Consider the following 21,631-nt stretch of genomic DNA (forward strand, 5'->3'; position numbering starts at 1 on the left):
CGACGGCGGCATCACCGACTCCGAGTTGCCCGCCGGCACCGTGGCCCGCAGCGACCCCGCCGGTGGCAACACCACCAGCACCGGCTCGCTCATCACCGTGTACTCCAGCAACGAGTCCCAGGTGCTGCTACCGGATGTGGTGGGGCTGAGCGTCGCGGACGCCAAGCAGGTGCTCACCGGCTTCGGTGTGGTGACGCTCGAGGAGGCCGTCACCGACCCGGCGCAGGTCGGCAAGATCACGGTGATGAACCCGGAGGCGGGCAGCCCCGCCGTCCCCGGCGGCACGGTGATCGTCGTGGTCGGCACGGCTCCACCGGCCGGAGCGACCCCGGCCCCGGCCGGCTAACGCTCCCCGCTGGTCGAAACCCGGTGGGCCGATGGGGTTATACTTGTCGAGGTCCACTGGACCATCGGGGTATGGCGCAGCTTGGTAGCGCGCGTCGTTCGGGACGACGAGGTCGCAGGTTCAAATCCTGTTACCCCGACAGCTAAAACCCCCACTCGTTCGAGTGGGGGTTTTTCTGCGTTCCGCACCCGCCCGTTCCGAGAGGATTCCCATGGCTGACTCCACCGCCGCCCCCGCAGTGTCCCGGCGCGCCTGGCAGGCCCTCGTGGTGCTGCTGGCCGGCATGTTCATGGCGCTGCTCGACACCACCATCGTGAACGTGGCGCTGCCCAGCATCCAGACCAGCCTGGACGCCGGCGAGGCCACCCTCTCCTGGATCATCTCCGGCTACGCGCTCGCGTTCGGCCTGGCCCTCATCCCGGCGGGCCGCATCGGCGACCGGGTCGGCCACAAATGGGTGTTCTTCACCGGCCTGGCCCTCTTCACCCTCGCGAGCCTGGCCTGCGGCCTGGCGCAGAACGACCTGCAGCTGATCATCGCCCGCGTCGTGCAGGGCCTGGCCGGCGGTATCTTCGTGCCCGCCGTCACCGCCGTCATCCAGCTGATGTTCCCGGCCCGGTTCCGCGGCAAGGCGTTCGCCATCATGGGCTCGGTCATCGGTGTCTCCACCGCCCTCGGCCCGATCGTGGGTGGCCTGATCATCGAGGCGTTCGGCGCGGAGAACGGCTGGCGGCTGGTCTTCTGGGTGAACCTGCCCATTGGTGCGGTCGCCCTGATCGCCGCCGCCATCCTGCTGCCGTCCGGCACCGGCGCCGACGCGGCAGCCGCAACGAAGACGGCATCCCGCATCGACTTCGTCGGCCTGCTCCTGGTCTCGGCCGGCCTGGTGGCCCTGCTGGTGCCGCTCATCGAGGGCCAGGACCGCGGCTGGCCGCTCTGGACCTACCTGGTGCTCGCCGCCGGGGTGCTGCTCATCGTGGCGTTCGGCGCGTGGGAGGTGGCGGTGACCAAGCGCCGGCAGAGCCCGCTCGTGCCGCCGCACCTGTTCTCGCACCCCGCCTTCACCGGCGGTGTCATTCTGGCGCTGGTCTACTTCGCCGCGTTCACGAGCATCTTCTTCACCATCTCGATCCTCTGGCAGGCGGGCCTCGGCCACACCGCGCTCGAGTCCGGCCTGGTGTCCATCCCGTTCGCGATCGGCTCGATCATCGCGTCGTCGCAGAGCAACCGGCTCACCAAGTGCCTGGGCCGCACGGTACTCGTCATGGGCGTCGCGATGGTCACCGTCGGCCTCGTCTGGGTGTGGCTGGTGCTGCTGCTCACCGACCCGGCCGACCTGACCAACTGGCTGTTGCTGCCGCCGCTGTTCATCGCGGGCCTGGGCAGCGGATGCTTCATCGCCCCGAACGTGGCGTTCATCGTCGCCACCGTCGACCCGGCCGAGGCTGGCGCCGCCAGCGGTGTCATCGGCGTGATGCAGCGCGTCGGCAGCGCGGCGGGCATCGCCGTGGTCGGCAGCGTGTTCTTCGGCACCCTCGTCGTGGCCGGTCCGGGCGCGGATGCGCTGGCCGCCGGCTTCACCGACAGCGCCACCCTCGCCATGGCGGTCAGCGCTGCGCTCAGCGTGGTGGCCCTGCTGCTGGTGTTCCTGCTGCCCAAGCGCGTCGAGGCGCACGCCGGCGCCTGAGCGGCTTCCGCTCCCCCGCCCCGCTCACTAGTCTGGGGGTCTGGTCCGTTGACGGTGAAGTCCTCCCGCAATGCACCCTGCTGGAGGCCGTGACCCGGTGAGTGAGTGAGGTCGCGTGGACACTGTGACGAGACGCCGACACGCCGCCCTCCGCCGCGTCGCCCGCTGGCTCGCCGCCGGGTACGTGGTGGCGCTCTGCCTGATCGCGTTCTGGCCCACCCCGGTCGATCGGGGCGCCGCCGGCACCATCTCCGGGCTGCTCGCCCGCCTGCACGCTCACGGCGTGCCGGACTGGGTGACCTACCAGCTGGTCGAATTCACCGCGAACATCGCCCTGTTCCTGCCTGTGGGGCTGCTGGGCGTGGTTCTGGTCGGCGCCAACCAGTGGTGGTGGGCAGTGGTGGCCGGTTTCACCGTCAGTAGTCTCATCGAACTGAGCCAGCTGATGTTCCTGCCGGGCCGGTTCCCGACCGCGGCCGATGTGGTGGCCAACACCACCGGCGCCGTCTTCGGCGCCCTGCTGGCGGTGCTGCTGCTCGACGCGGTCACCAGCCGCGAGCGCTCAGCACGTTCCTGAGGCCCGCCGGTCCTCCGCCGGTCGGACCCATCTCGCCGGTCGAGCCCGTCGAGACCCCGCGAGCCAATCTCGGGACGCTACAACCCGGCCGCCTGCAACTGCGGCACCACCCCGCTGAGGGTGTCGCTCCGGAACGCCTCCTGCAGGGCCGGCACCGCCGCCCAGTCGAGGTTCACGATGGCGTGGCCGTCGACGCCGATCTTGCCGCTGGTGCCGGCCGTGGGGATTGTGAAGAACGCCACGTCGTCGACGCGCACCTCCCGCAACGCCACTCCCAACGCCGCCAGGTCCACGGGGGTGAGTTCCTCGTCGATGGCCAGGTGCGGGGTGATGGCGCCGATCACCGATCCCACCTTGGCCGGGTCGGTCAGCGTTTCCTGGTTCATCAGCCCGCCGAGCAGGGCGCCGATGAGCAGCTGCTGGTTGCGCACCCGCTGGAAGTCCCCATCGGCGAAGGCGGCGCGTTCCCGCACGAACGCGAGTGCCTCTGTACCGTCGAGGTGCTGCGCGCCGGCCGGGAAGTAGCGGCCCTGCAGGTAGTAGGAGTCGAAGGCGATCGGGTTGTTCACGTCCACTCCGCCGAGCGCATCCGTCACCGCCTTGAACCCGGCGAAGTCAACCAGGGCCACGTGGTCCACCCGCACGCCGATCAGGCTTTCACCGTCTGCACGGCCGACGGCACGCCGCCGACGGAGAGCGCCGCGCTGATGCTCGTTTCGCCCTGGTCGGCCACCTCCACCCCGCTGTCCCGGGGAATCGACATCACGCTCAGGGCGCTGCGGTCGGCGGGAACGTGCACGACCACGATGGTGTCGGAGTGCTGCCCGGCGAGGTCGGTGAGCGAGCCGCCGGCGCCGCGGTTGTCGGAGCCGAGCACCAGGAAGTTCAACGCGGCTGCCGCCTCGCCCGTTGTCACCGCCGGTCGGCCCGCTTCGGGCGGAAACGCGAAAGGGATTTTCTCCACCGACTGGAAGGTGCTGGTCACCGACCAGAGCACCGCGGTGATCAGCCCTGCCACGATCAGCGCGATGACGGCGTTCACCGCGACCACGGTCCGCCACGTCTGGCTTCGTCGGGCGGGGGCGACGGCGCCCGGACGCGACTGAGCGGACGGGACTGCGGTCATGGGAGGCCTCTCGCGGACCGTTCGGGTAACGGTGACGCCACCATAGACCGAGCCCCAGGAGGCAGCTAGGCCAGCCCACCCGCCCGTGCCCCCAACTGGGGGTACCGCCGGCTTACGAATTCGGCGAATTCTCGCTAGCCTCCAGCCATGGGTATCCGCCGACGGACTCGTCGGCTCAGGCGTTGGTACCGGCGAAACGAACACAGCAACGCGATGATCGCCGCGCGCGTGATTCTCCTCGCGGGCGCCACAGTGGCCGTCGCCGCCATCGTCGTGCAGGCCATCGCCCTGCAGTAGGCGCCCCAAGCAAAAAAACACATTCCTCGCGTACTGCTGCTATGGTCCCCGCATGCATCGACGATTGTTCGTGACCGGAGCCACCGGCACCGCTATAACGCTCGCCCTCCAGGGGGTGTCCGCCACTCCAGCCCAAGCCGCCACCGCGGCGAAGCTTCCCTACGAAGTGTCTCGAACCGCCAACGTGACCACGGGATCGGCCGGTCGCAAACTGTACGACAACATCCTGGTGAACATCAAGGGGGATCTGGCGCGTATCTTCCTGCCTCAGGCGGTCGTGCGCGGTCAGAAGACCGCGGTCGGGGCCGTGTGGTTCTTCCATGGCGGCGGGAGCAGCCAGGATGCACTGAACGGGGGCTTCAAATACCCCGCCGAGCTGGTCGTGGACAAGGGCGCTATCGCGATCTGCATCAATGCCGGTGGCAACCAGTACACAAACGACCAGGCGAAGACCGCTCAGGTGAACGCCTGGAACTACCTCAGCGCGCTCTTCCCCGTTCGGATGAACTTCCTGCGGGCGACCTCGGCCGGTGGCGCCCTGGCCTGCTACACCTACGCCAGGAAACTGATCCCGTACATCAAGGGCCTGTATATGGTCAACGCCCTGTATGACCTCGAGGGCACTTCGTCAGTCATCCAGGCACAGGCAAGCGTCGAAGGGGCCTTCGGCAACAACCCTGCGCAGCTGGTTGCCAACAATCCCGCGCGCTTCCCGGCGTCCGACTGGACCGGCGCGAACGTCAAGGCGCTCGTTTCCGACGCCGAGCACCTCGACGCGGTCGTCCCGCCGACCCGGAACGGCATCGCCCTCGTCAACAAGATCACGCCCGTCGCCGCCGACGCCCGACTCGCCTTCCACACGCTCGGTCATGACACCCCGTCCTTCGCCCACAAGGACATGATGGTGACCTTCGGCGCATGGTCCGGCGTCCTCCGCTGATGCATGAGCGACATGACTGAGCGGCCAACGGGCTCCCCGCCCTTCGGGAACGGCGGCTATAAGCCCGGACGGGTTGCCTGGATCGACACCGCCAAGGGCATCGCCATCCTGATGGTGGCCTTGGCTCACTCTGTCCAATGGCTGTCGCTGACCGGGCTCACCCCCGGAGTGTGGGACAGAATCAACCTCGTTTTCATCGTGTTCCGGATGCCGCTGTTCTTCCTGGCATCGGGGCTGTTCGCCGGGTCGATCCTCGCGCGCTCCTGGCCGGCACTCTGGCGAACCCGCCTGAGCCTGCTGGTGTGGGCGTTGCTGGTCTGGACGCTGGTGCGGTTCGGCTTCTTCGTACTCTTTCCGACCCCCACCGGGATCGAAGAGACATCCCTGGTCGACCTGGCGCTCGCCCCGGTTCGCCCGAGCAACGGGCTGTGGTTCCTCTACGCTCTGACCCTGTTCTTCGTTGTCATGAAGCTTCTGCGCGACCGAATCGACTGGCGGCTGCAGCTCGGGGCCGCGGCGCTGCTGTCGGTGTGGTTCTTCGCCCGCGCCGACACCGGGAACATCGCCTGGAACGGGATTTGCCGTTACCTGGTGTTCTTCATGTTCGGTTGTTTCTTCCGGGACCACATCATCCGTTTTGTCGAACGAAGAGGATTACTGGCCGGTCTGCTGTTCGGAGCGGGGTTTCTGGCCGCCACGCTGGCGGCCCTCGCCAGCGCGACTCGCGTGCCCTTCGCCACCGGCGTGCTGACCTTCGTCAGCCTGCTGGCGATCGGTGCCGGTTTGGTGATCGCCCGCTTCCTCACCCGATTTCGCGGCATGGCCTGGCTCACGTTCGTCGGGCGTAACACCCTGCCCGTCTACGTGGTGCATGTGCTTTTCGTCTCAGCGATAACGAGCCTGCTCCTGCTCGCCAAAGGACAGCGCTGGCTCGAGGTGCTCGGTCCGGTGCTGCCACCCGTCGTGGCCGGCCTGGCCGTCCTGGCCGCCCTCGGCTTCTGGCGGCTGACCCGGAACCTGCCGGTGCTGCGGTTCGGTTTCGTCGCACCCGATTGGTTCGCCACAGGGCGCCCGGCGACATCGTCTCGAAACACCGCCGGAAGCGCAGAACCCGTCGAACAAGATCCGCGGTAACGGCCGGTGGGGACGGCAAGGCCCAGGTGGCGGTGGCTCGTCGGCGGCGTCGCGGTGGTGTTCATCGTTGCGATGATCACCATGACGATGACCTACGTCTTCCCCCGGGAGGAGGAACCCGCACACGTCGATGCCATCATCGTGCTCGGTGGCCTCAGCAGCGCGCCGGTCGTCGCCGAGGCCCAGCGATTGGCGGCAGCCGGCCTCAGCGGCCGGATTGTGATCTCGGATGCCTTCGGCGGCAACACCCGGCCGGCGACCCTCTGCCGAACCGAGGTGGAGCTCGACATCAGCTGCTTCACTCCCCACCCGGGAACCACCGCCGGCGAGGCAGTGGCGATCGGGGCTTTGGCAGCCGACGAGGACTGGCACAGTCTGATCATCGTCACCGCCGATTATCACGTCAGCCGCGCCAGGGTGATTCTCGAGCAGTGCTTCACCGGCGACCTTTCGGTGGTGGGGGCAGCCGTGCCGTTGGACGTCGGCGGCTGGTTTCACCAGTACCTGTACCAATCTGCGGGGCTGATCAAGGCGATGTTCGAGCCCGCATGTCAACCCATGACTTCCGGATGAAATCTGCCGGTAGCACGAGCGCCGTAGAATCGGGCAACGCAGCTGACCGCTCCACGGCGCGCCGATTGACGATTGTGCTCCTCCCTCTCCAGGAAAGGCGTTCGATGTTGACCTCACGGAAGATCCGCCGCACCGTCCGGCGAGCACTGTTCATATCGGCCGCGGCGCTCCTGGTGGTCGTTGTCGGTGTGCTCGCGCCCCGGTTCGTGAGCGATTTCGGAATCATCGTCGTCCCGCTGGCCCTCATCGCCTTCGCGGCGATCGCCGTGCTGTTCCTCGTGCCGGTCGAAATCCTGCCGGCGGTGGCACTGACCGTTTTCGCCCTGGTGCCCTCTCGCATCCTCCCGCAGGATGGCCCGTTGGGGGCGCTTCCCCTGACGAGCATCATCCTGGTCGTCTGGGCCGCGCGGCGCATCATCCTGGGTCAGGGAAACGATTATCACGTCAGCCCCGGTGGCGCCCGCGCCCCGGGCAGCCCGCATGAGCGCGAACAGTTCAAGGCCGCGGCCGTGATCAGCGGGGCACTCTTCCTCGCCTGGGCGGTGTTCTCGCTGGTGCGCTCCGTCGACCTCCAGGCCTCGGCGGGTTGGCTGATCAGCTTCACCGCCGGCGCTCTGCTTCCCCTCGCGGTGGGTCGCGCCACCCGGGAAGCGATCTGGATTCGACGCTCGTGGCTGATTCTGGGCGGCTGGCTCGGGCTGTACGCCGTTGTGGAGGCCGTTCTGCAGGTGAACCCGCTCTGGGGAAATCTGTACATCGCCCTGGGGGTGACCGACGCGCAACACTGGTCGGTGTACCGCGCCGAAGCATCGTTCGGGCATCCGCTCTTCGCCGCGCTCTTCTTCGCCGTCGCGTGCGCCATGGCGATCGGCGTCTGGCTCACCAGCACCAGCCGCTGGACCCTCGTGGCGGGCATCTTCAGCGGGCTGGGGCTCGTGGCCACGGTGTCGCGCGGAGCCATGCTGGGCGGCGCAGTCGCCGTGATGGTGGCCTACCTGGCGGCCATGGTGATCGGCGGTGAAAAGCGCTGGAACCGGTTCGCCTTGCTCGGGCTGCTCGGAGTCGTGGGCATCTTCGGCATCTTCCAGTTCGATGCGTTCACGGCACGAAATGATTCGACAGAGGCCGCCCGCTCGTCCGGGGCCCGGGACACCGGGGTGTGGGTGGCCGGGCAGGTCGCCGACCTGACGGACTGGCTCGGGTCGGGTCCCGGCACCTCCGGCATCTCCGGACGGCTCTTCGACGACGTGGTGATCGAGAACTCGTTGCTGCAGTTGCTGATGAGCGTCGGGCTTCCCGGGCTGATCCTGTTCATCGGGATGATCGGCGCCGCGTTCCTGCATGCGCTGAGTCGCGGCGCCCTTGGCGACATGGCGGGCCTGCTCGCGTACGCCATTTGCATCTCCGGCTTCAACGCGATTGACGCGCTGCGCCCCATGCACCTCCTGTTGGGCTGCCTGCTGATCCTCACCGTGAATCCCGGCGTGGACGTCCGGCCGGATCGAGCACTTCGGCGGAGCGCCGCCGGGACGCGTGCCCAAATTCCGCCCCGTCGGAAGACCCAGAACGCATGACGAATCGCACCCTCGCCGACGCACCGCCCATTTCGGTGCTCCAGTCGCTCAGCCCCCCTGATGGCACGACCCGTTTCGTGAACCAGGTCGTCGAGGGTGCTCCCGCCCAGGTCTCGTTCACCTTCTTCTCCTGGAAGGCAGCGCTGTTCGGCCGTTATGACGTGTTCCACGTGCATTGGCCGGAACTGCTCATCCGAGAGAAACGACCGGCCAGGGCGTTTTTGCGCCGGCGCGCCCTGTCCGCGCTCCTGCTGCGCACCCGCCTGCAGCGCATCCCGATCGTGCGCACGGTGCACAACCTCCGGCCGCACGAGTCCGGGGAAGCGGCCGAGAACCGCTCCCTCGATGCCCTCGACGCCCGCACCGACCTGTTCATCCGGCTGAACCCCACGACCCCGGTCGAACCCGAGTCGAAGGCGATCACCATCCTGCACGGGCACTACCGAGACCGCTTCCGCACTGACACGGCACCGCCCACGGTGCCCGGCCGCGCCCTCTACTTCGGGCTGATCCGACCGTACAAAGGCATCGAAACCCTGCTGGCCGTCTTCCAGGGCACCGTGGACCCCGACCTGCAACTGCGGGTCGTCGGGCGACCCTCCAGCGGCCTCGACGTGGTGATCACCGCCGCCCAACGTGCGGACTCCCGCATCAGTTCGCGCCTCGAGTTCGTGGCGGACGACGTGCTCGTCGACGAGGTCTGCCAGGCCGAACTCGTGGTGCTGCCCTACCGCGAGATGCACAACTCAGGGGCGCTACTGGTGGCCCTGTCACTGAACCGGCCGGTGCTGGTGCCGAACTCGTCGTCGAACACCGCCCTGGCGGATGAGGTGGGCCCGGGCTGGGTGCACCTGTACGACGGTGAACTCAGCCGGGAGATCATCGAGACCACGATGGCAACGGTCCGGTCGCGCGTGCATCCCGAGCCGCCCCGGCTCGAGGGCCGGGACTGGGACACCCTGGGCGAGAAGACCTATCGCGCTTACCTGGCCGTGCTCGAAACGACCGGGCGGCGCCTCGGCGCACGATCGTGACCGGCCCAGGCCGCGGTGCCGGCGCCCGGCCGACCCCCGGCGCGGGCCTCGGCCGCACGGCGGGGCGGGGCGCCTCGGCCACCATGGTCGGCCAGCTCATCCGCATCGTCGTCCAGCTCACCGGCATCGTGATCCTCGGCCGGCTGCTGGGCCCCAGCGACTACGGCCTGGTCGCCTCGGTCACCGCCATCATCGGAGTGGGTGAGGTGTTTCGCGACTTCGGTCTCGCATCGGCAGCGGTGCAGGTCACGGAGCTCAGCAGGAATCAAAAGGACAACCTTTTCTGGGCGAACACCCTCATCGGCGCGGCGCTCACCGGCATTGCCTTCGCGTGCGCCCCGCTGATCGCGGGCCTGTACGGCGACGACCGGCTCGTGCAGCTCACCCAGGTGTTGTCGTTCACGTTCCTGCTGAACGGCCTGGCCACCCAGTTCCGGGCTCACCTCACGCGGAATCTGCGGCTGTTCGCGTTCGCCGCCACCGAGATCAGCGCGCAGGTCGGCGCCCTGGCCGTGGGGATCGGCATGGCGTTGGGCGGATTCGGTTTCTGGGCCCTGGCCGGTCAGCAGCTGAGCCAGGGGGTGCTGATGCTGGTGCTCCTGCTGGTGGTGTGCCGCTGGTTCCCCGGTTTCTTCCACCGCAGAACAGAGATGTCGCACTTTTTCACGTACGGGTCCGGCCTCGCCGGCAGCCAACTGCTGGGCTACGCCAGCCGCAACGCGGACTCCGTGGTCATCGGCGCCACCCTCGGTGCCGGGCCGCTCGGCCTGTACAACCGGGCGTTCCAGCTGCTGATGCTGCCGCTGAACCAGATCAACGCGCCGTCCACCCGCGTTGCCCTGCCGGTGCTCTCCCGCCTCCAGAACGACAGGAAGCGTTACGGCGAGTTCATCGTGCTCGGTCAGGCGATCATGCTCCACATCGTGACGCTCGTGCTGGCCTTCTCCTGCGCGCAGGCGACCCCGGTCATCGCGATCGCCCTCGGCGACAAATGGCTGGCCGCCGCCCCGATCTTCCAGATATTGAGCATCGCCGGGTTCTTCCAGGCGGCGGCGTACGCGTCATTCTGGGTGTACCTGTCCAAGGGGATCACCAAGCAGAACTTCTACCTCGCCCTCGTCACCCGCCCGGTCGTGATCGGCTGCATCCTGCTCGGCTCCCTCTGGGGCGTGTACGGTGTCGCGGCCGGGTACGCCCTCGGCGTCGGCCTGATCTGGCCGATCTCCCTGATCCAGATCAGCCGGGTCACTGATGCGCCGGCGCTGCGCATGTTTCTCACCGGAGTGCGGGCGCTGGGCGGCTACTCCTTCGCCACCGCGGTCTCGTACCTGTCGACACTCTGGCTGCCCGGTGGCATGCCGCTGGTGAACATCCTCGTCGGAGGCGTGGCCATGGCCGCCGCCCTGGCCGTTGTCGCCCTCGTCTGGCCGGCCTTCCGCCGTGACCTCGCCTCCATCGCCCGAAGTCGTAAGTTCCTCCGCGACACCAAGGCGAGCGCACCCGGGAAGATACCGGATGCTGCACCGTCCGAGGGCCCGTTGACCACCACCCGGGGAGAACAATGAGCCTGCTCAAGCGAGTGCGTCGCAAGGTCAGGAAGACGATCAACGCCGCGACGACAACGTCAGGGGTACCCTTCGCGATCGACCGGGCCGTCTTCCGCCGTACCGCCACCGCTTCGGCCGCCACGAGCGGGGAACGCTGGCACGTGCTGATCGCACCGCCCGGTGGCGGCAACATCGGCGACCAGGCGATGGTGGAGGCGTACCTCGAGAACACCTCCGGGCCCGTTCGAATCGTGGTGCGGGCCCTCGGCGACATCCGCATTCCGGCCGAGCAGGTCGGCCGCGCGACGTTCACCGTGCTGCCGGGCCTGATCTACGGCGACGGCCGTGCTCACCTCGCTGCCGTCGCCGCCTTCGCCCGGCTGCTGGCCGGCGCCCGGTCGTTGACGGTCGTCGGCGCCGACATCATGGATGGCGCCTACGACGTGCGAGCATCGGCGCGCCGGGCGGATGTCACCACGCTGGCGAGGCTCGCCGGGGTGGACTCCCGCGTGCTGGGCTTCAGCTGGAACGGCCGCGCCCGCCCGGGCGCTCGCCGGGCGCTCGCCCGCGCCGGCGCGGCCGGCACCCGGCTGCTGGTGCGCGACCCGAAGTCGGTCGAACGGGCCAGGGCGGATGGCCTGGCCAACGTCGCCGAGGTCGCCGACGCGGTTTTCTCTGCCCGCACCACCTCGGCCACGGCCGCCGACGAGTACCTGGGCGCCGACCCTGGCCGCTACGCGGTCCTGAACGCGAGCGGGCTCGTCGGCCGGTCCATGGACCAGGTGGGTGAGTACGAAGAGATCGTGCGTTCCCTGCTCGATCGCGGGCTCATCGTCGTGCTGCTTCCCCATGTCGTGCGTGCCAGCGCGGATGACGCGGCGGCCTGCCGCGCCGTCGCCGAGCGCGTCGGCGACCCCCGCGTCGTGCTCGTCACCCGGGTGCTCGAGCCGGCCGAGGTGCGCGGCCTGGTCGCGGGCGCGGCCCTGGTGCTCACCGGCCGCATGCATCTGGCCATCCAGGCATTCTGGAACTGCGTTCCCGCGATCACCCTGTCCACCCAGGGCAAGGTCGAAGGCCTCATGCAGCTCTTCGGCACGGAGACTCTCTGCGTGGAGCCCGGTCCCGGCCTGGCGACGCGGATCCTGCCCGTCGCCGCCGACCTGCTGGCCCGGCCGGACCACCACCGCGGCACCATCGCCGGCCGGCTACCGGCGATCGTGAAACTGTCGGACCGCAACTTCGCCGCGCTTTGAGAACTCCCCGAACCCCGACGTCAGAAGGGCCCCCATGAAACCCACCGACCGGCAGACACCCGAGCCGCTCCGCCGCATCCTCTTCGTGGTGCCCTCGCTGCACGGCGGCGGTGCGGAGTTCGTCGCCCGCACCTGGATGGCCTGGCTGGCCGGCCGCGGCTACGAGGTGTCAGCGGTGCTCACTGCGGGAACGGCGGAGGGCGAGCACGTTCCCGCCGGGGTGCGGGTCACGTCGCTGTCGGGCGCCCGCGGCCACGTCAGGAAGACTGGCGCGCTCCGTGCGATCCTGCAGAACACCGCACCGGATGTCGCGATCGCCCTGCAGGCCCATCCCAACCTGCTGCTGCTGAGTGCGGCCCGGCTGCTGCCCCGGGCCAGGCGACCCCGCGTGCTGATCAGCGAGCGCAACCTCGTTTCGCTGGGCCTGCCCGGGTCCGCACTGTCGCACCGGGTGAAGATCTGGTTCGCCCGGCGAATGTACTCCTGGGCCGACCACGTCATCGCCATCTCCCATCCCGTCGCCGGCGAACTCGTGGCCGCGTTCGGGGTCAGCGGCGACCGCGTCACCGTGGTGGCCAACCCGGCCACCGCCAAGGTGCGCCCTCCCGAGCAGTCGACCAGGCGGCCCGGCGCCGATCGGGGCATCCAGATCGTGCTCGCCTGTCGGCTGGTCGCCCAGAAGCGGCCGCTGCTGGCCATCGACGCCGCGGCCGAGCTGATCTCCCGCGGCGTTCCGGCCGAGGTCGTCTCGTTCGGTGGCGGGCCGCTGTTGGCCGAGGTGACCGCCGCGGCCTCGGCGGCCGGCGTGCCGTTCATCCACCACGGGTGGGTGGAGAACTGGTTCGAGCATTTCGGGAACAACGCGGTGGCGCTGCTGCCCTCCAGCCGGGAGGGTTTCGGCAATGTGCTCGTGGAAGCCGCCGCGGCCGGCTATCCCGCGGTCGCGGTATCGGGCGCCCTCGGCGTCGCCGACGCCATCGTTCCCGGCATCACCGGCGAGCTGGCACTCTCCGCCGCCCCCACCGACCTCGCCGACGCCCTGCTGCGGGCGGCCGAGCTCCCCCTCGCCGAAAACATCCAGCCCTGGCTGCGCCGCTTCTCCGTGGACTCCAGCGGCACCGACCTGGAAAGCGTGCTGCTGGGCACCCTCGGCCGAACCCGCGAACAAGCACGCGTACGGGCGCTCGCATGAAGGTGTTCGCCTCCGCCATGGGCCAGGTCGACAACGTCGGCGACACGGTGCTGCGCCGAGCCTTCCTCAACGCCATCCGCCCGGCCGGCGACCTGCAGGTGTACGTCGGGTCCCGCGACGACTCCTACCTGAGCGGCCTCGGCCTCGCCCCGGGGGACGGGCTGTTCCGCCGGTCCGACGAGTGGCGCCGGGAGATCAGCCGAACGACTTGGCGGGCGCCGGTGCTGTACGCGTTCAACGCCGGCGAGATGGAGCTGCAACGCTCCTACGCCATGCACTACCTGCGGCTGGCTCCCCTCCTGGTGGCGTCGAAACTGCGCGGCGGGCACGCCGTGCACGCCGGTCTGGGCATCCGTACCCGTACCGCCTGGCGCTACCCGATCGCCGCGACGCTGCGCCTGTGCGATGTGGTCTCCTGGCGTGACTCCTACAGCCGAGCCAGTATGGGTCTGGGTACGGTGGCCCCTGACTGGGCCTTCGCACTCGGCTCATCGGATGACCAGCTCAGCGCCGACACCGCCGACCGCCCGTTGCTGGCCGTGTCGGTGCGCTACACCGGCGAGCGCCCCGATGACACCTGGGTGCGCAACGTGCGCGGCCTCGCCAGCGCGCTGGGACTGCAGATCGTCACCGTCGCCCAGATTCTGCGCGACGGGCCGCTGGCGCAGGAACTCGCTGTCGAGCTCGGCGGAGAAGCGCACACCTGGAACGGCCCGAACCACGCCACTCAGGAAGCCACACTGCGCGCCCTCTACCGACGCTCGAGCCTCGTGGTCACCGACCGCCTGCACGCGGCCGTGATCGCCCTCACCGAGGGCGCGCTCCCCCTCGGCCTGGCCGACTCCCCCACGGCCAAGGTGACCCGGACCCTGGGCGCGGCCGGCATCCACGGCGCCGGCATCGACCGACGACTTCCCGACGCCGCCGTGCTGCACCGCACCGCCCGAGATGTGCTGGCCCGGCGGGAACCGATTCTGCGGCACGTCATCGACGCCCGGGCCGCGTTGGCGGCGCTCACCCACGACATCCGAAACCTCACCTCATGAGCGGGACCTCCGGGCAGAGGCATCCCCGGGTTTCGATCATCGTGCCCGCGTACAACGCGGCCGGCTTCCTCGCGGCCTCGATCGACGAGCTGCTGGGTCAAACCCTGACAGACATCGAGATCGTGGTCGTGGACGACGGCTCGGCGGACGCCACCGCCGAGGTCGCGCACCGGGCCGCCCAGGCGCATCCCCGGGTGCGCTTCGTGCGGCTGGCCGAGAACGGCGGGGTCGCGCTTGCGCGGGAACGCGCCGTGCACGAAAGCCGGGGCGAGTTCCTGTGGTTCGTCGACGCGGACGACGAGCGAGCCCCCGACGCGCTCGAGAAGCTGGTCGCCGCGGCCGAGGCGACCGGGGCTGATGTCGTGATCTGCTCCGCCGAGTACGTCTACGACGCCGGTCGCACCCGGCCGATCCCGGCTCCTCGCCTGGCAGCGCCGGTGTCGGGTGCGGATGCCTTCCACCTGCTGCTGGACGGAGCGATCACCGGGCACCTGTGGAATAAGCTCTTCCGGCGAGAGCACGCTCTTCGCATCACCTACCCGCCGGCACGAGTGCACTCGGACCTCGCCATGGTCGCCCAGCTTCTCGCCGGTGCCGAGGTGGTGGCCGCTATCCCCGACATGTTGTACTCCTACCGGTTACGGAGCGGATCGATCATCCGTTCCGGAACGCGCCGCGCGGAGTCGCTGCTGTTGGTGGAACACAGGGTGGAGCAGGCGGCCCTATCGCTTGATCCGGCGCTGCCCGGCTCAGCCGACTACCGGTACTTCGTGCTGCGGTACATCGTGCTGTCCGGGGTGAAGGATGCGCTGACCGGCCCGTACGATGCCGATCAGACTGCTGCCCTGGTGCGCAGACTGCGAGCACGGTTGACCTGGGGGGCGATCCTCCTGACCGCGCGACGCCGGGACTGGAAACGGTTGGCCCTGGCTCTCAGCGCGAAACTGAGCCTGCGTGCGCATCGCGCCCTGCTGGGCGCCGCCTCGGAACGGTTGATCTCGCCGGGCCAGGGCGCTCGCGTCGGCGTGAAACCGTAGGCCCGCGCAACGCGGATGTCCCGGGATCGTCGGCCGGCGGGTCAGGTCTCATATTATGTTTTAAACCCCCAGTTAGAGGGCAATTCGGCCTCGACAGAGCCACCAGCTGGTAGTCTGCGCGGATTTTCGCGCTGTAGTCTGATGTCGGAATTGGTGCGACGTCTCCCCGAACGGGACGATCAGGGTTCCTACTCGTGTTGGCATGCCCGTGCCGAGTAGCCACGTTCGTCGTCTACTGTTCCCCGTGTCCGCGGGGAGCTATTTCTGGAGCCTTTCCGTGCACAAACTCGTCAGCCTCAACCATTATTCTCGCCGCTTCGGCCATCGTGCCGTCGCCCTCCTGGTCGCGTGCGCCCTGGTTCCCGTGCTGGCTCTGCCCGGCACCGCTGCGAGCGCCGCCACCGCCACAACCGTCGTCGACAGTCCCTCCGCCCAGATCACCTACAGCGGCGCCGGCTGGAAGCGCTCGGTGAATTCCGGGGACACCGGCGGGTCCGTGCAGTACTCCCTGGCCGCCGGGTCTGCGTCGCTCAGCTTCACGGGAACGCAGGTCACCCTGCTCTCACGGCTGAGTCCGTCCAGCGGCCGCAGCGAGGTGCGCATCGACGGCCGGCTCGTCGCCACGGTGGACGCCTACTCGGCGACCAGCACGCACAGCAGCGCCCTGTACACAAGCCCCACCGGTCCCCGCGGCCAACACACCATCTCCGTCACCCGCACCGGCACAAAAAACGCCGCCTCCACGGGGACCAACCTGATCATCGATGCCTTCAGGGTCACCGACAGCGGAGCGACCTCGTCACCGGCCGCAGCTCCGGCACCGCCTGGAACCGCCGCACCGACCGCGGTCCCGGCCCCAGCCGCACAACCGGCACAGTCCGCGGTTCCGGTCGGCACCTACCAGAACACCTCCGGCAAGCTTGTCTACACGGGCGCCTGGTCTGGCCTGAACTCCGGCAGCGACAGCGGTGGGTCCAGCGGATACCTGAACACCGCCGGTTCCGCGTCGCTCACCTTCTCCGGCACCGCGGTGCGGTGGATCAGCCGCACCACGCCCTCGGCGGGCACAGCCGAGGTGTTCATCGACGGCGCACTGGTCAGCACCGTCGACCGCTACACCAAGACCACCCTCTACCAGCAGACCGTCTTCGAACGCACCGGGTTGCGCACCGGCACGCACACCATCACGATCGTGCGCACCGGAACGAAGAACCCCGCGTCCAGCGGCTCCAACCTGGTCCTTGACTCGATAGTGGTACCCGACACCACCGCACCCGCGGTGCCCGCGATCGTGTCGGCCTCCGTCGTCGACGGGCAGGTCCTGCTCGATTGGAACGCCGTGCCCGGTGCCGACGTGCGCGCCTACCGGGTGTACGCGGCGAACTCCACCGGTGGTTCCACGCTGATGGGCGTCACTGACTCGTCGGTGACCGCCTTCATCGGCATCGGCGTTCCGGCCAACTCCCGATTGGACTACCGGGTGTCGGCGGTCGATTCCACCGGCAACGAGTCGGCCCGGTCCGCCGTCGCCTCGGCGCAAACCGTCAGCACCCCGGCGAGCAGTCATCGCTACGCGTCCTGCCCCGCAGCGACGGTCACGGTCAGCAACGCCGCACAACTCATGACCGCCGTCGCCAAGGCACGGCCCGGCGACGTGGTGCGGATGTCTCCGGGCACGTATACCGGTCAAATCAACCTGTCGGCCAGCGGCACCGCCAAGGACCCGATCTGGATCTGCGGTCCGCGCAACGCCGTTGTCAACGTGGGCGGCATCACCAAGAACCACGGCATCATCGTGAGCAACTCGTCGCACCTGGTGGTGACGGGCATGACCGTGACCAACGGGTTGAAAGGGATCACCGTGCGCGGCAGTGACCACGTGACGATTTCCGACACCCTGGTGCAGAACATCGGCTACGAAGCCGTGCACGTACGGGAGAACTCCTCCGACAACACCATCGTGGGCAACACCATCCGCGCCACCGGGCTTCGCGATCCGTTCTACGGAGAAGGTGTGTACATCGGCTCCTCCGAAGCGAACTGGTGCAGCCTCACCGCCTGCAAACCCGACCAGAGCGACCGGAACGCGGTCGTGTCCAACTCCCTCTCGTACACCAGCGCCCAGCCCATCGAGGTGAAGGAAGGCACGTCCAACGGGCTGATCTTCGGCAACACCATCACCGGGAAGGGGGCGATGGCCCGCTCGGAGTCCTGGGTCAAGGTCAAGGGCAACGGCTGGGCCGTGGTGGGCAACACCGGCACGGACAGCGTCCTGCACGGCTTCCAGGTGAACGGCAGTGTCAAGGGCTGGGGCCTGCGCAACCTGTTCGGCAGCAACACCGCCGACGTGCAGGCTGCCGGTTACGGATTCCAGATCTATGAACGCAGCGGCGCCGGATCCAGCTACACGACCGTCTCCTGCACCAACACCGTCACCGGGGCCACCGCAGGGTTCGCCAACCTGGCCTGCATGCCCTGACCGGCTCAGCGGCGCGTGCGCCGCTGAAGCGCGGTACGCCAGGCGCCCTCCACCTGGGGGTAGACCGCGGCCGCCGAGTAGGTGGTGTCGTAGACGGTGCGAGCACGGACGGCATAGGCCTCCCGAGCCGCGTCATCGGCCATCGCGGTCTGCAGGGCGGCGCGCAGTGCGGCGACGTCGCCCGGTGGAACCAACACCCCGACGGCGCCGCCGAGGACCGCGGGGAGGCCGCCGACCGTCGTGGAGATGACGCAATTGTGCCTCGCCATGGCCTCGAGCACGAACATCGGCATCGCCTCGTCGCGTGACGGCAACACGGCCACCGACGACCGGTCGAGCAGGGTCATCAGGTGCGAGTGCGGCACGGCGCCCACGAACTCCGCGTTGCTCAATGCCACCGGGACGATGCCGGGTTCGAGCAGCGGCCCCGCCACGATCAACCGCCAGCCTGCCGCCGGCGATTCAGCCTGCAGCTGCCGCCAGGCCTCCACGAGAACATCGACGCCTTTCCGCGCAGTGACCGCACCACCGAACACCACCAGGCGTTCGGCCGGCGCCGGCGCGCCGGACCCGACGGCGTTCGGCAACAGCACCACCGCGCCACTGCCGACGAAGCGCCCCGCCACGGCGCGGGTCTCCGCGGACAGGGTCAGCACCAGGTGGGCCGCGCGGAGGACCCGGGCCACCAGTCGGGGCCGCCTGTCGGCGAAGGCGGCGAACGCGCTGCCGTGCAACTGTGCCACCGTGGCGAACCCGCGGGCCCTGGCCAGCAGCAACAGCAGACCTTCGCGTACGAACGACCCGCCCTGGGACAGGTGCACCACCACGACGGTGTTGTGCGTGCCGCGCAGGCGCAGCACAGCGCCCGCGGCCGCCAGCGCCACCCGCAGAGCGGCCACCCCTGAACTGCCGTCCCGTGACGAGATCACCCGGGTGTCGAACGTCTCGAAGTTCCAGCCCAGGTAGCCGTTCACCACCTGCGTCATGCCACCGGCAACCTCGCCACTCCGCCCGACGTGCACCGCCCTCAGCCGGCTCACCGGGCGGGCACCCCGCTGAGCACCTGGTCGAGCCGGTCATTGGCCGACCGCAGGTCACCGCGCGCAGCGAGCAGCTGCGACTGGATGCTCTCCCGGCGACCGATCAGGTGCTCGAGTTGGCCGCTCAATTCGGTGGCGGACAGGCCGGCCGTCGCGATGCTGACGTCGTGGATCCCCGCGGCAGCGAAATGGCGGGCGATCTTGTCCGACGGGTTCACGAGCAGGGCGGCCGGCACGGCGCCCTCGGTCACGGCACCAACGAGCACGTGCAACCGGTCGCTGACCGCGATGACCGCACGGCGGTAGAGCTGTCGCAACCGCTCCTCCTGCCCGTCGTGGCCGGTGCCGTCCCACCCGACGGCTTCGCCACCCAGGTCGGCGGCCAGTCGGATCGTCCTGTCATTGTCGCGCAACACCTGGGTGACCGCTCGAATGTGCAGCCCGTGCCGCGCCGCGATCTCGCGCACCGCCGCCAGCCACGGTGTCGACGGGTACGGCTGGTCAGCCCGCATCGAGACGATCAGCAGGTTCCGACCCGCATCCGACTGGGCTGCCGCGCCCCCGCCACCCTCGCCGAAGCCCAGGTCGGGCATGACGCTCCCGTTGCCGAGATACTCCGCCGTGGCCGAGTCCCGCCACAGGGTGAGGTTCGACAAAGCGATGGACGGCCAGATCAGCGCCCGCGGTACGCGGGCGAAGTTGCGGGAGCCGACCCCGACGCGGGCGACCACTCCCCCGCGGGCCCGCACCAGGGCGAGAACCGGGAGCATCGACAGATGCTCCTTCATCCCGATCATGGTCAGCTGAATTTCGCCGGGCTTGAAGACGTACGACGCAGAACCACGAACGGCACTTCGCAGGGCGGCCAGGTACCACGCCTTGAACGACCGGTACTGCACGTCCTCCGGCCTCAGGCGCAGCCCCTCCGCATATCCCGCGGGTGACTGGCCCAGGTACACGTGCAGCGGACCGTTCCCGCGCAGCCAGTCCAGCAGTTGGCGGCGCAGGAGGATGTCGCCGATGTTGTCGAACTGCCCCCGCGCGGGCACAAAGATCTGTTTCGGCACGCGGCCGTGGCGCCTCACTCCGGCAGCCCGACAGGGCGCAGCGCTTCGGAATCGATCCGCGTTTCGGCTGCCCGACGAATCACGTCGGCGCTCAGGTCCGATGCCTCCACCGAAAGCGCCACGCCCATTTGCGACGCCAACCGGGCGATTTGCTGCTGATGGTCGTCCACGTGCTCGGCTCGCCACTTTCGGCGGGTGACCATCACCGGAAAAATACCCATGTCCAGAAGTCCGAGCAGGCTGCCCACGCCGGCATGGCTGATCACCACATCCGCCGCGCGAGCACTTCTCACGAAGTCATCCGCGGTCATGGCGGTATGCACTGTTCCGGGCAGGTCGGTCCGGCCGGTGGTGAAGCCGAGTTGCCACACCGTGCGCTCGTCGGCCAGCCCAGTGGCCAGGACAGCATCAACCATCGCGTCGAAGCGGTAGCCCTCAATGGTGCCGAGGGTGACGAAGAGGCTGGGGGCGGCCACCGGCTTCGTCGGCAGGGGACGGTAGGTGGAGAACACGCTGGGGTGGATCGCCCAACGGCCCTTCGCCCAGGCGGGGTGCTGGGTGCGCACCGCCACCAACCTGGTCGCGGCCAGGATGCGGCCGCTCATCGACGGGCCGTCGACGCGGGACACGCTTTCCACGTAGGTGCTCGGCACACCGTGCAGGGTGGCCAGCGGAAGCGCCGACAGGGCGATGGCCGACCCCGTGCTCAGGGCTTGGGCGAAGGATTCCCGCCGCAGCAACCGGCGCAGGATCGATGCGGTGCGCACGACCCCGCGAAAGTCTCGCGGCCGCACGTAGGGAACGTGCAGCACCCGCTTGCCCTCCAGGAGGGAACGGCTCTGCGGGGAATCAAACGTGACCCAGAGCGAATCGTCGCTTGCGCCCAGGGCGGGCGCCAGTCGGGTGAGCTGGGCGAGGTGACCGCCGGTGGAGGCGACCAGGAGGAACTTGTTCGGTGCGGGTGGGGCGGTGTTCTGTGTGGTGCGCGGTTCATGTTGATTGTTTCGGGTACGTTCAACACTCACGAGCGATTCCTTCCTATCGGGGTGGAAAGACGCCTCGCAGTTCACAAAGCGGGCTCCCGGGGGCTTTTATTGCCAGGAGACTCCTCGATCCGCTGTAACGGCGAATTCCTCGCCGGTCCACAGCCACAGGATTTCACCGGCAACGGACATTGAAACCTGGGTGGTGTCTGCCGTCGTCAGGCGGCACGCCGACGCCGCGCCGTCGCCGGGAGCGGCACTGGGGTACACGACCACGAGCCGCACACCGGCGCAGTCCGCTCGGCCGACGGTGGCGAGCAGGTAGCCGGATGGTGATGCGGCGAAGGTGCGGGCACCGGGCACGTACAGCCCGTCGTCCCAGGTGGCCCCGCCGTCGAGCGTGCGCACGAGGCGCTCGTCGTCGCAGAGCACGGCCGCGGCATCCGCCGAGGTGGCGTCGACGCCGATCACCACGGCACACGGAGTGGCGCGAACGCCACCGGGCGAGTTGATGGTGGCGGGCGCCCCCGGCACGATGTACCACTCCTGCTCCGCGCCGACGGCGGGAGTCCACCGGTCAGCGCGGGAGGTGGTGGTGAACAGTGCCGGCGCGCAGCCGTCCGAGATCTGGCCCACCGCCTGCACACTGCCGTCGGCGCTGAGGTCGAGGCTCAGCAGCGCCGACACCCCCGCGGATCC

The 21,631-nt window shown here is 69.1% G+C and carries 19 protein-coding genes, 1 tRNA gene and 1 pseudogene; 16 read left to right on the forward strand and 5 right to left on the reverse strand.

The features are described 5' to 3' along the window. The 4 genes from JWP54_RS00645 to JWP54_RS00660 form a co-directional block, all read left to right on the forward strand. Nucleotides 1-346 (forward strand): PASTA domain-containing protein (locus tag JWP54_RS00645; protein WP_297366254.1); only part of this gene is annotated, 346 nt, incomplete at its 5' end. 65 nt (nt 347-411) lie between these two features. Next, nucleotides 412-485, forward strand: a tRNA-Pro gene (locus tag JWP54_RS00650). A gap of 72 nt (nt 486-557) precedes the next feature. Further along, nucleotides 558-2,033 (forward strand): DHA2 family efflux MFS transporter permease subunit, encoded by a 1,476-nt coding sequence (locus JWP54_RS00655; RefSeq protein ID WP_297366255.1) that lies wholly within the window; start codon nt 558-560, stop codon nt 2,031-2,033. A gap of 124 nt (nt 2,034-2,157) precedes the next feature. Further along, entirely contained in the window at nt 2,158-2,610 is a 453-nt protein-coding gene (locus JWP54_RS00660; protein WP_297366256.1) for a VanZ family protein, read from the forward strand. Nucleotides 2,611-2,687: 77 nt separating this feature from the next. Here the strand turns inward: JWP54_RS00660 and JWP54_RS17615 are convergent. Further along, nucleotides 2,688-3,736 (reverse strand): annotated as a pseudogene (locus JWP54_RS17615) (LCP family protein). 147 nt (nt 3,737-3,883) lie between these two features. Here JWP54_RS17615 and JWP54_RS00675 point away from each other — a divergent pair. The 12 genes from JWP54_RS00675 (at nt 3,884) to JWP54_RS00730 (ending at nt 17,842) form a co-directional block, all read left to right on the forward strand. Beyond that, the gene (locus JWP54_RS00675) at nt 3,884-4,033 is read left to right on the forward strand and encodes a hypothetical protein (RefSeq protein WP_297366259.1); all 150 of its coding nucleotides are present in this window, start codon (nt 3,884-3,886) and stop codon (nt 4,031-4,033) included. Between the two features lie 70 nt (nt 4,034-4,103). Next, nucleotides 4,104-4,973: a hypothetical protein gene (locus JWP54_RS00680; RefSeq protein ID WP_297366260.1), complete on the forward strand. Its 870-nt coding sequence runs from the start codon at nt 4,104-4,106 to the stop codon at nt 4,971-4,973. Nucleotides 4,974-4,985: 12 nt separating this feature from the next. Then, nucleotides 4,986-6,107 carry an acyltransferase family protein gene (locus JWP54_RS00685; protein WP_297366261.1) on the forward strand — a complete coding sequence of 374 codons (1,122 nt, stop codon included), beginning with the start codon at nt 4,986-4,988 and terminating at the stop codon, nt 6,105-6,107. Nucleotides 6,108-6,161: 54 nt separating this feature from the next. Then, nucleotides 6,162-6,680, forward strand: coding sequence for a YdcF family protein (locus JWP54_RS00690; RefSeq protein ID WP_297366262.1), 519 nt, complete (start codon nt 6,162-6,164; stop codon nt 6,678-6,680). 104 nt (nt 6,681-6,784) lie between these two features. Further along, on the forward strand, nt 6,785-8,254 hold the full coding sequence (locus JWP54_RS00695) for a hypothetical protein (RefSeq protein ID WP_297366263.1): 1,470 nt from the start codon (nt 6,785-6,787) through the stop codon (nt 8,252-8,254). After that, nucleotides 8,251-9,288: a glycosyl transferase gene (locus JWP54_RS00700; RefSeq protein WP_297366264.1), complete on the forward strand. Its 1,038-nt coding sequence runs from the start codon at nt 8,251-8,253 to the stop codon at nt 9,286-9,288. The genes JWP54_RS00695 and JWP54_RS00700 overlap by 4 nt, the downstream gene beginning before the upstream one ends. Beyond that, a complete protein-coding gene (locus JWP54_RS00705) occupies nt 9,285-10,853 on the forward strand; it encodes a lipopolysaccharide biosynthesis protein (RefSeq protein WP_297366265.1) in 1,569 nt (522 codons plus the stop codon). Before JWP54_RS00700 ends, JWP54_RS00705 begins: the two co-directional genes overlap by 4 nt. Next, entirely contained in the window at nt 10,850-12,088 is a 1,239-nt protein-coding gene (locus JWP54_RS00710; RefSeq protein ID WP_297366266.1) for a polysaccharide pyruvyl transferase family protein, read from the forward strand. The genes JWP54_RS00705 and JWP54_RS00710 overlap by 4 nt, the downstream gene beginning before the upstream one ends. A gap of 34 nt (nt 12,089-12,122) precedes the next feature. After that, complete coding sequence (locus JWP54_RS00715) at nt 12,123-13,280, forward strand: glycosyltransferase (RefSeq protein ID WP_297366267.1); 1,158 nt, start codon at nt 12,123-12,125, stop codon at nt 13,278-13,280. Further along, a complete protein-coding gene (locus tag JWP54_RS00720; RefSeq protein WP_297366268.1) occupies nt 13,277-14,326 on the forward strand; it encodes a polysaccharide pyruvyl transferase family protein in 1,050 nt (349 codons plus the stop codon). Before JWP54_RS00715 ends, JWP54_RS00720 begins: the two co-directional genes overlap by 4 nt. Further along, nucleotides 14,323-15,363: a glycosyltransferase gene (locus tag JWP54_RS00725; protein WP_297366269.1), complete on the forward strand. Its 1,041-nt coding sequence runs from the start codon at nt 14,323-14,325 to the stop codon at nt 15,361-15,363. Before JWP54_RS00720 ends, JWP54_RS00725 begins: the two co-directional genes overlap by 4 nt. Before the next feature lie 277 nt (nt 15,364-15,640). After that, the gene (locus JWP54_RS00730; protein ID WP_297366270.1) at nt 15,641-17,842 is read left to right on the forward strand and encodes a right-handed parallel beta-helix repeat-containing protein; all 2,202 of its coding nucleotides are present in this window, start codon (nt 15,641-15,643) and stop codon (nt 17,840-17,842) included. Between the two features lie 5 nt (nt 17,843-17,847). Here JWP54_RS00730 and JWP54_RS00735 read toward each other — a convergent pair whose 3' ends face one another. The 4 genes from JWP54_RS00735 to JWP54_RS00750 form a co-directional block, all read right to left on the reverse strand. Further along, the gene (locus tag JWP54_RS00735) at nt 17,848-18,828 is read right to left on the reverse strand and encodes a glycosyltransferase family 4 protein (protein WP_297366271.1); all 981 of its coding nucleotides are present in this window, start codon (nt 18,826-18,828) and stop codon (nt 17,848-17,850) included. Between the two features lie 50 nt (nt 18,829-18,878). After that, nucleotides 18,879-19,949 carry a polysaccharide pyruvyl transferase family protein gene (locus JWP54_RS00740; protein WP_297366272.1) on the reverse strand — a complete coding sequence of 357 codons (1,071 nt, stop codon included), beginning with the start codon at nt 19,947-19,949 and terminating at the stop codon, nt 18,879-18,881. A 14-nt stretch (nt 19,950-19,963) separates the two neighbouring features. Continuing rightward, complete coding sequence (locus JWP54_RS00745; protein WP_297366273.1) at nt 19,964-20,974, reverse strand: glycosyltransferase; 1,011 nt, start codon at nt 20,972-20,974, stop codon at nt 19,964-19,966. 66 nt (nt 20,975-21,040) lie between these two features. Next, nucleotides 21,041-21,631 (reverse strand): hypothetical protein (locus JWP54_RS00750; RefSeq protein ID WP_297366274.1); only part of this gene is annotated, 591 nt, incomplete at its 5' end.

The organism is Cryobacterium sp. (assembly GCF_025463825.1).
In the GTDB taxonomy this organism is placed as follows: Bacteria; Actinomycetota; Actinomycetes; order Actinomycetales; family Microbacteriaceae; genus Cryobacterium.

What these genes read in the sequence shown, in the direction of transcription:
- JWP54_RS00720 (WP_297366268.1), top strand. Translation starts at nt 13,277, where the DNA reads ATGAAGGTGTTCGCCTCCGCCATGGGCCAGGTCGACAACGTCGGCGAC.
- JWP54_RS00725 (WP_297366269.1), top strand. Translation starts at nt 14,323, where the DNA reads ATGAGCGGGACCTCCGGGCAGAGGCATCCCCGGGTTTCGATCATCGTG.
- JWP54_RS00685 (WP_297366261.1), top strand. Translation starts at nt 4,986, where the DNA reads ATGACTGAGCGGCCAACGGGCTCCCCGCCCTTCGGGAACGGCGGCTAT.
- JWP54_RS00700 (WP_297366264.1), top strand. Translation starts at nt 8,251, where the DNA reads ATGACGAATCGCACCCTCGCCGACGCACCGCCCATTTCGGTGCTCCAG.
- JWP54_RS00715 (WP_297366267.1), top strand. Translation starts at nt 12,123, where the DNA reads ATGAAACCCACCGACCGGCAGACACCCGAGCCGCTCCGCCGCATCCTC.
- JWP54_RS00655 (WP_297366255.1), top strand. Translation starts at nt 558, where the DNA reads ATGGCTGACTCCACCGCCGCCCCCGCAGTGTCCCGGCGCGCCTGGCAG.
- JWP54_RS00675 (WP_297366259.1), top strand. Translation starts at nt 3,884, where the DNA reads ATGGGTATCCGCCGACGGACTCGTCGGCTCAGGCGTTGGTACCGGCGA.
- JWP54_RS00695 (WP_297366263.1), top strand. Translation starts at nt 6,785, where the DNA reads ATGTTGACCTCACGGAAGATCCGCCGCACCGTCCGGCGAGCACTGTTC.
- JWP54_RS00710 (WP_297366266.1), top strand. Translation starts at nt 10,850, where the DNA reads ATGAGCCTGCTCAAGCGAGTGCGTCGCAAGGTCAGGAAGACGATCAAC.
- JWP54_RS00735 (WP_297366271.1), bottom strand. Translation starts at nt 18,828, where the DNA reads ATGACGCAGGTGGTGAACGGCTACCTGGGCTGGAACTTCGAGACGTTC.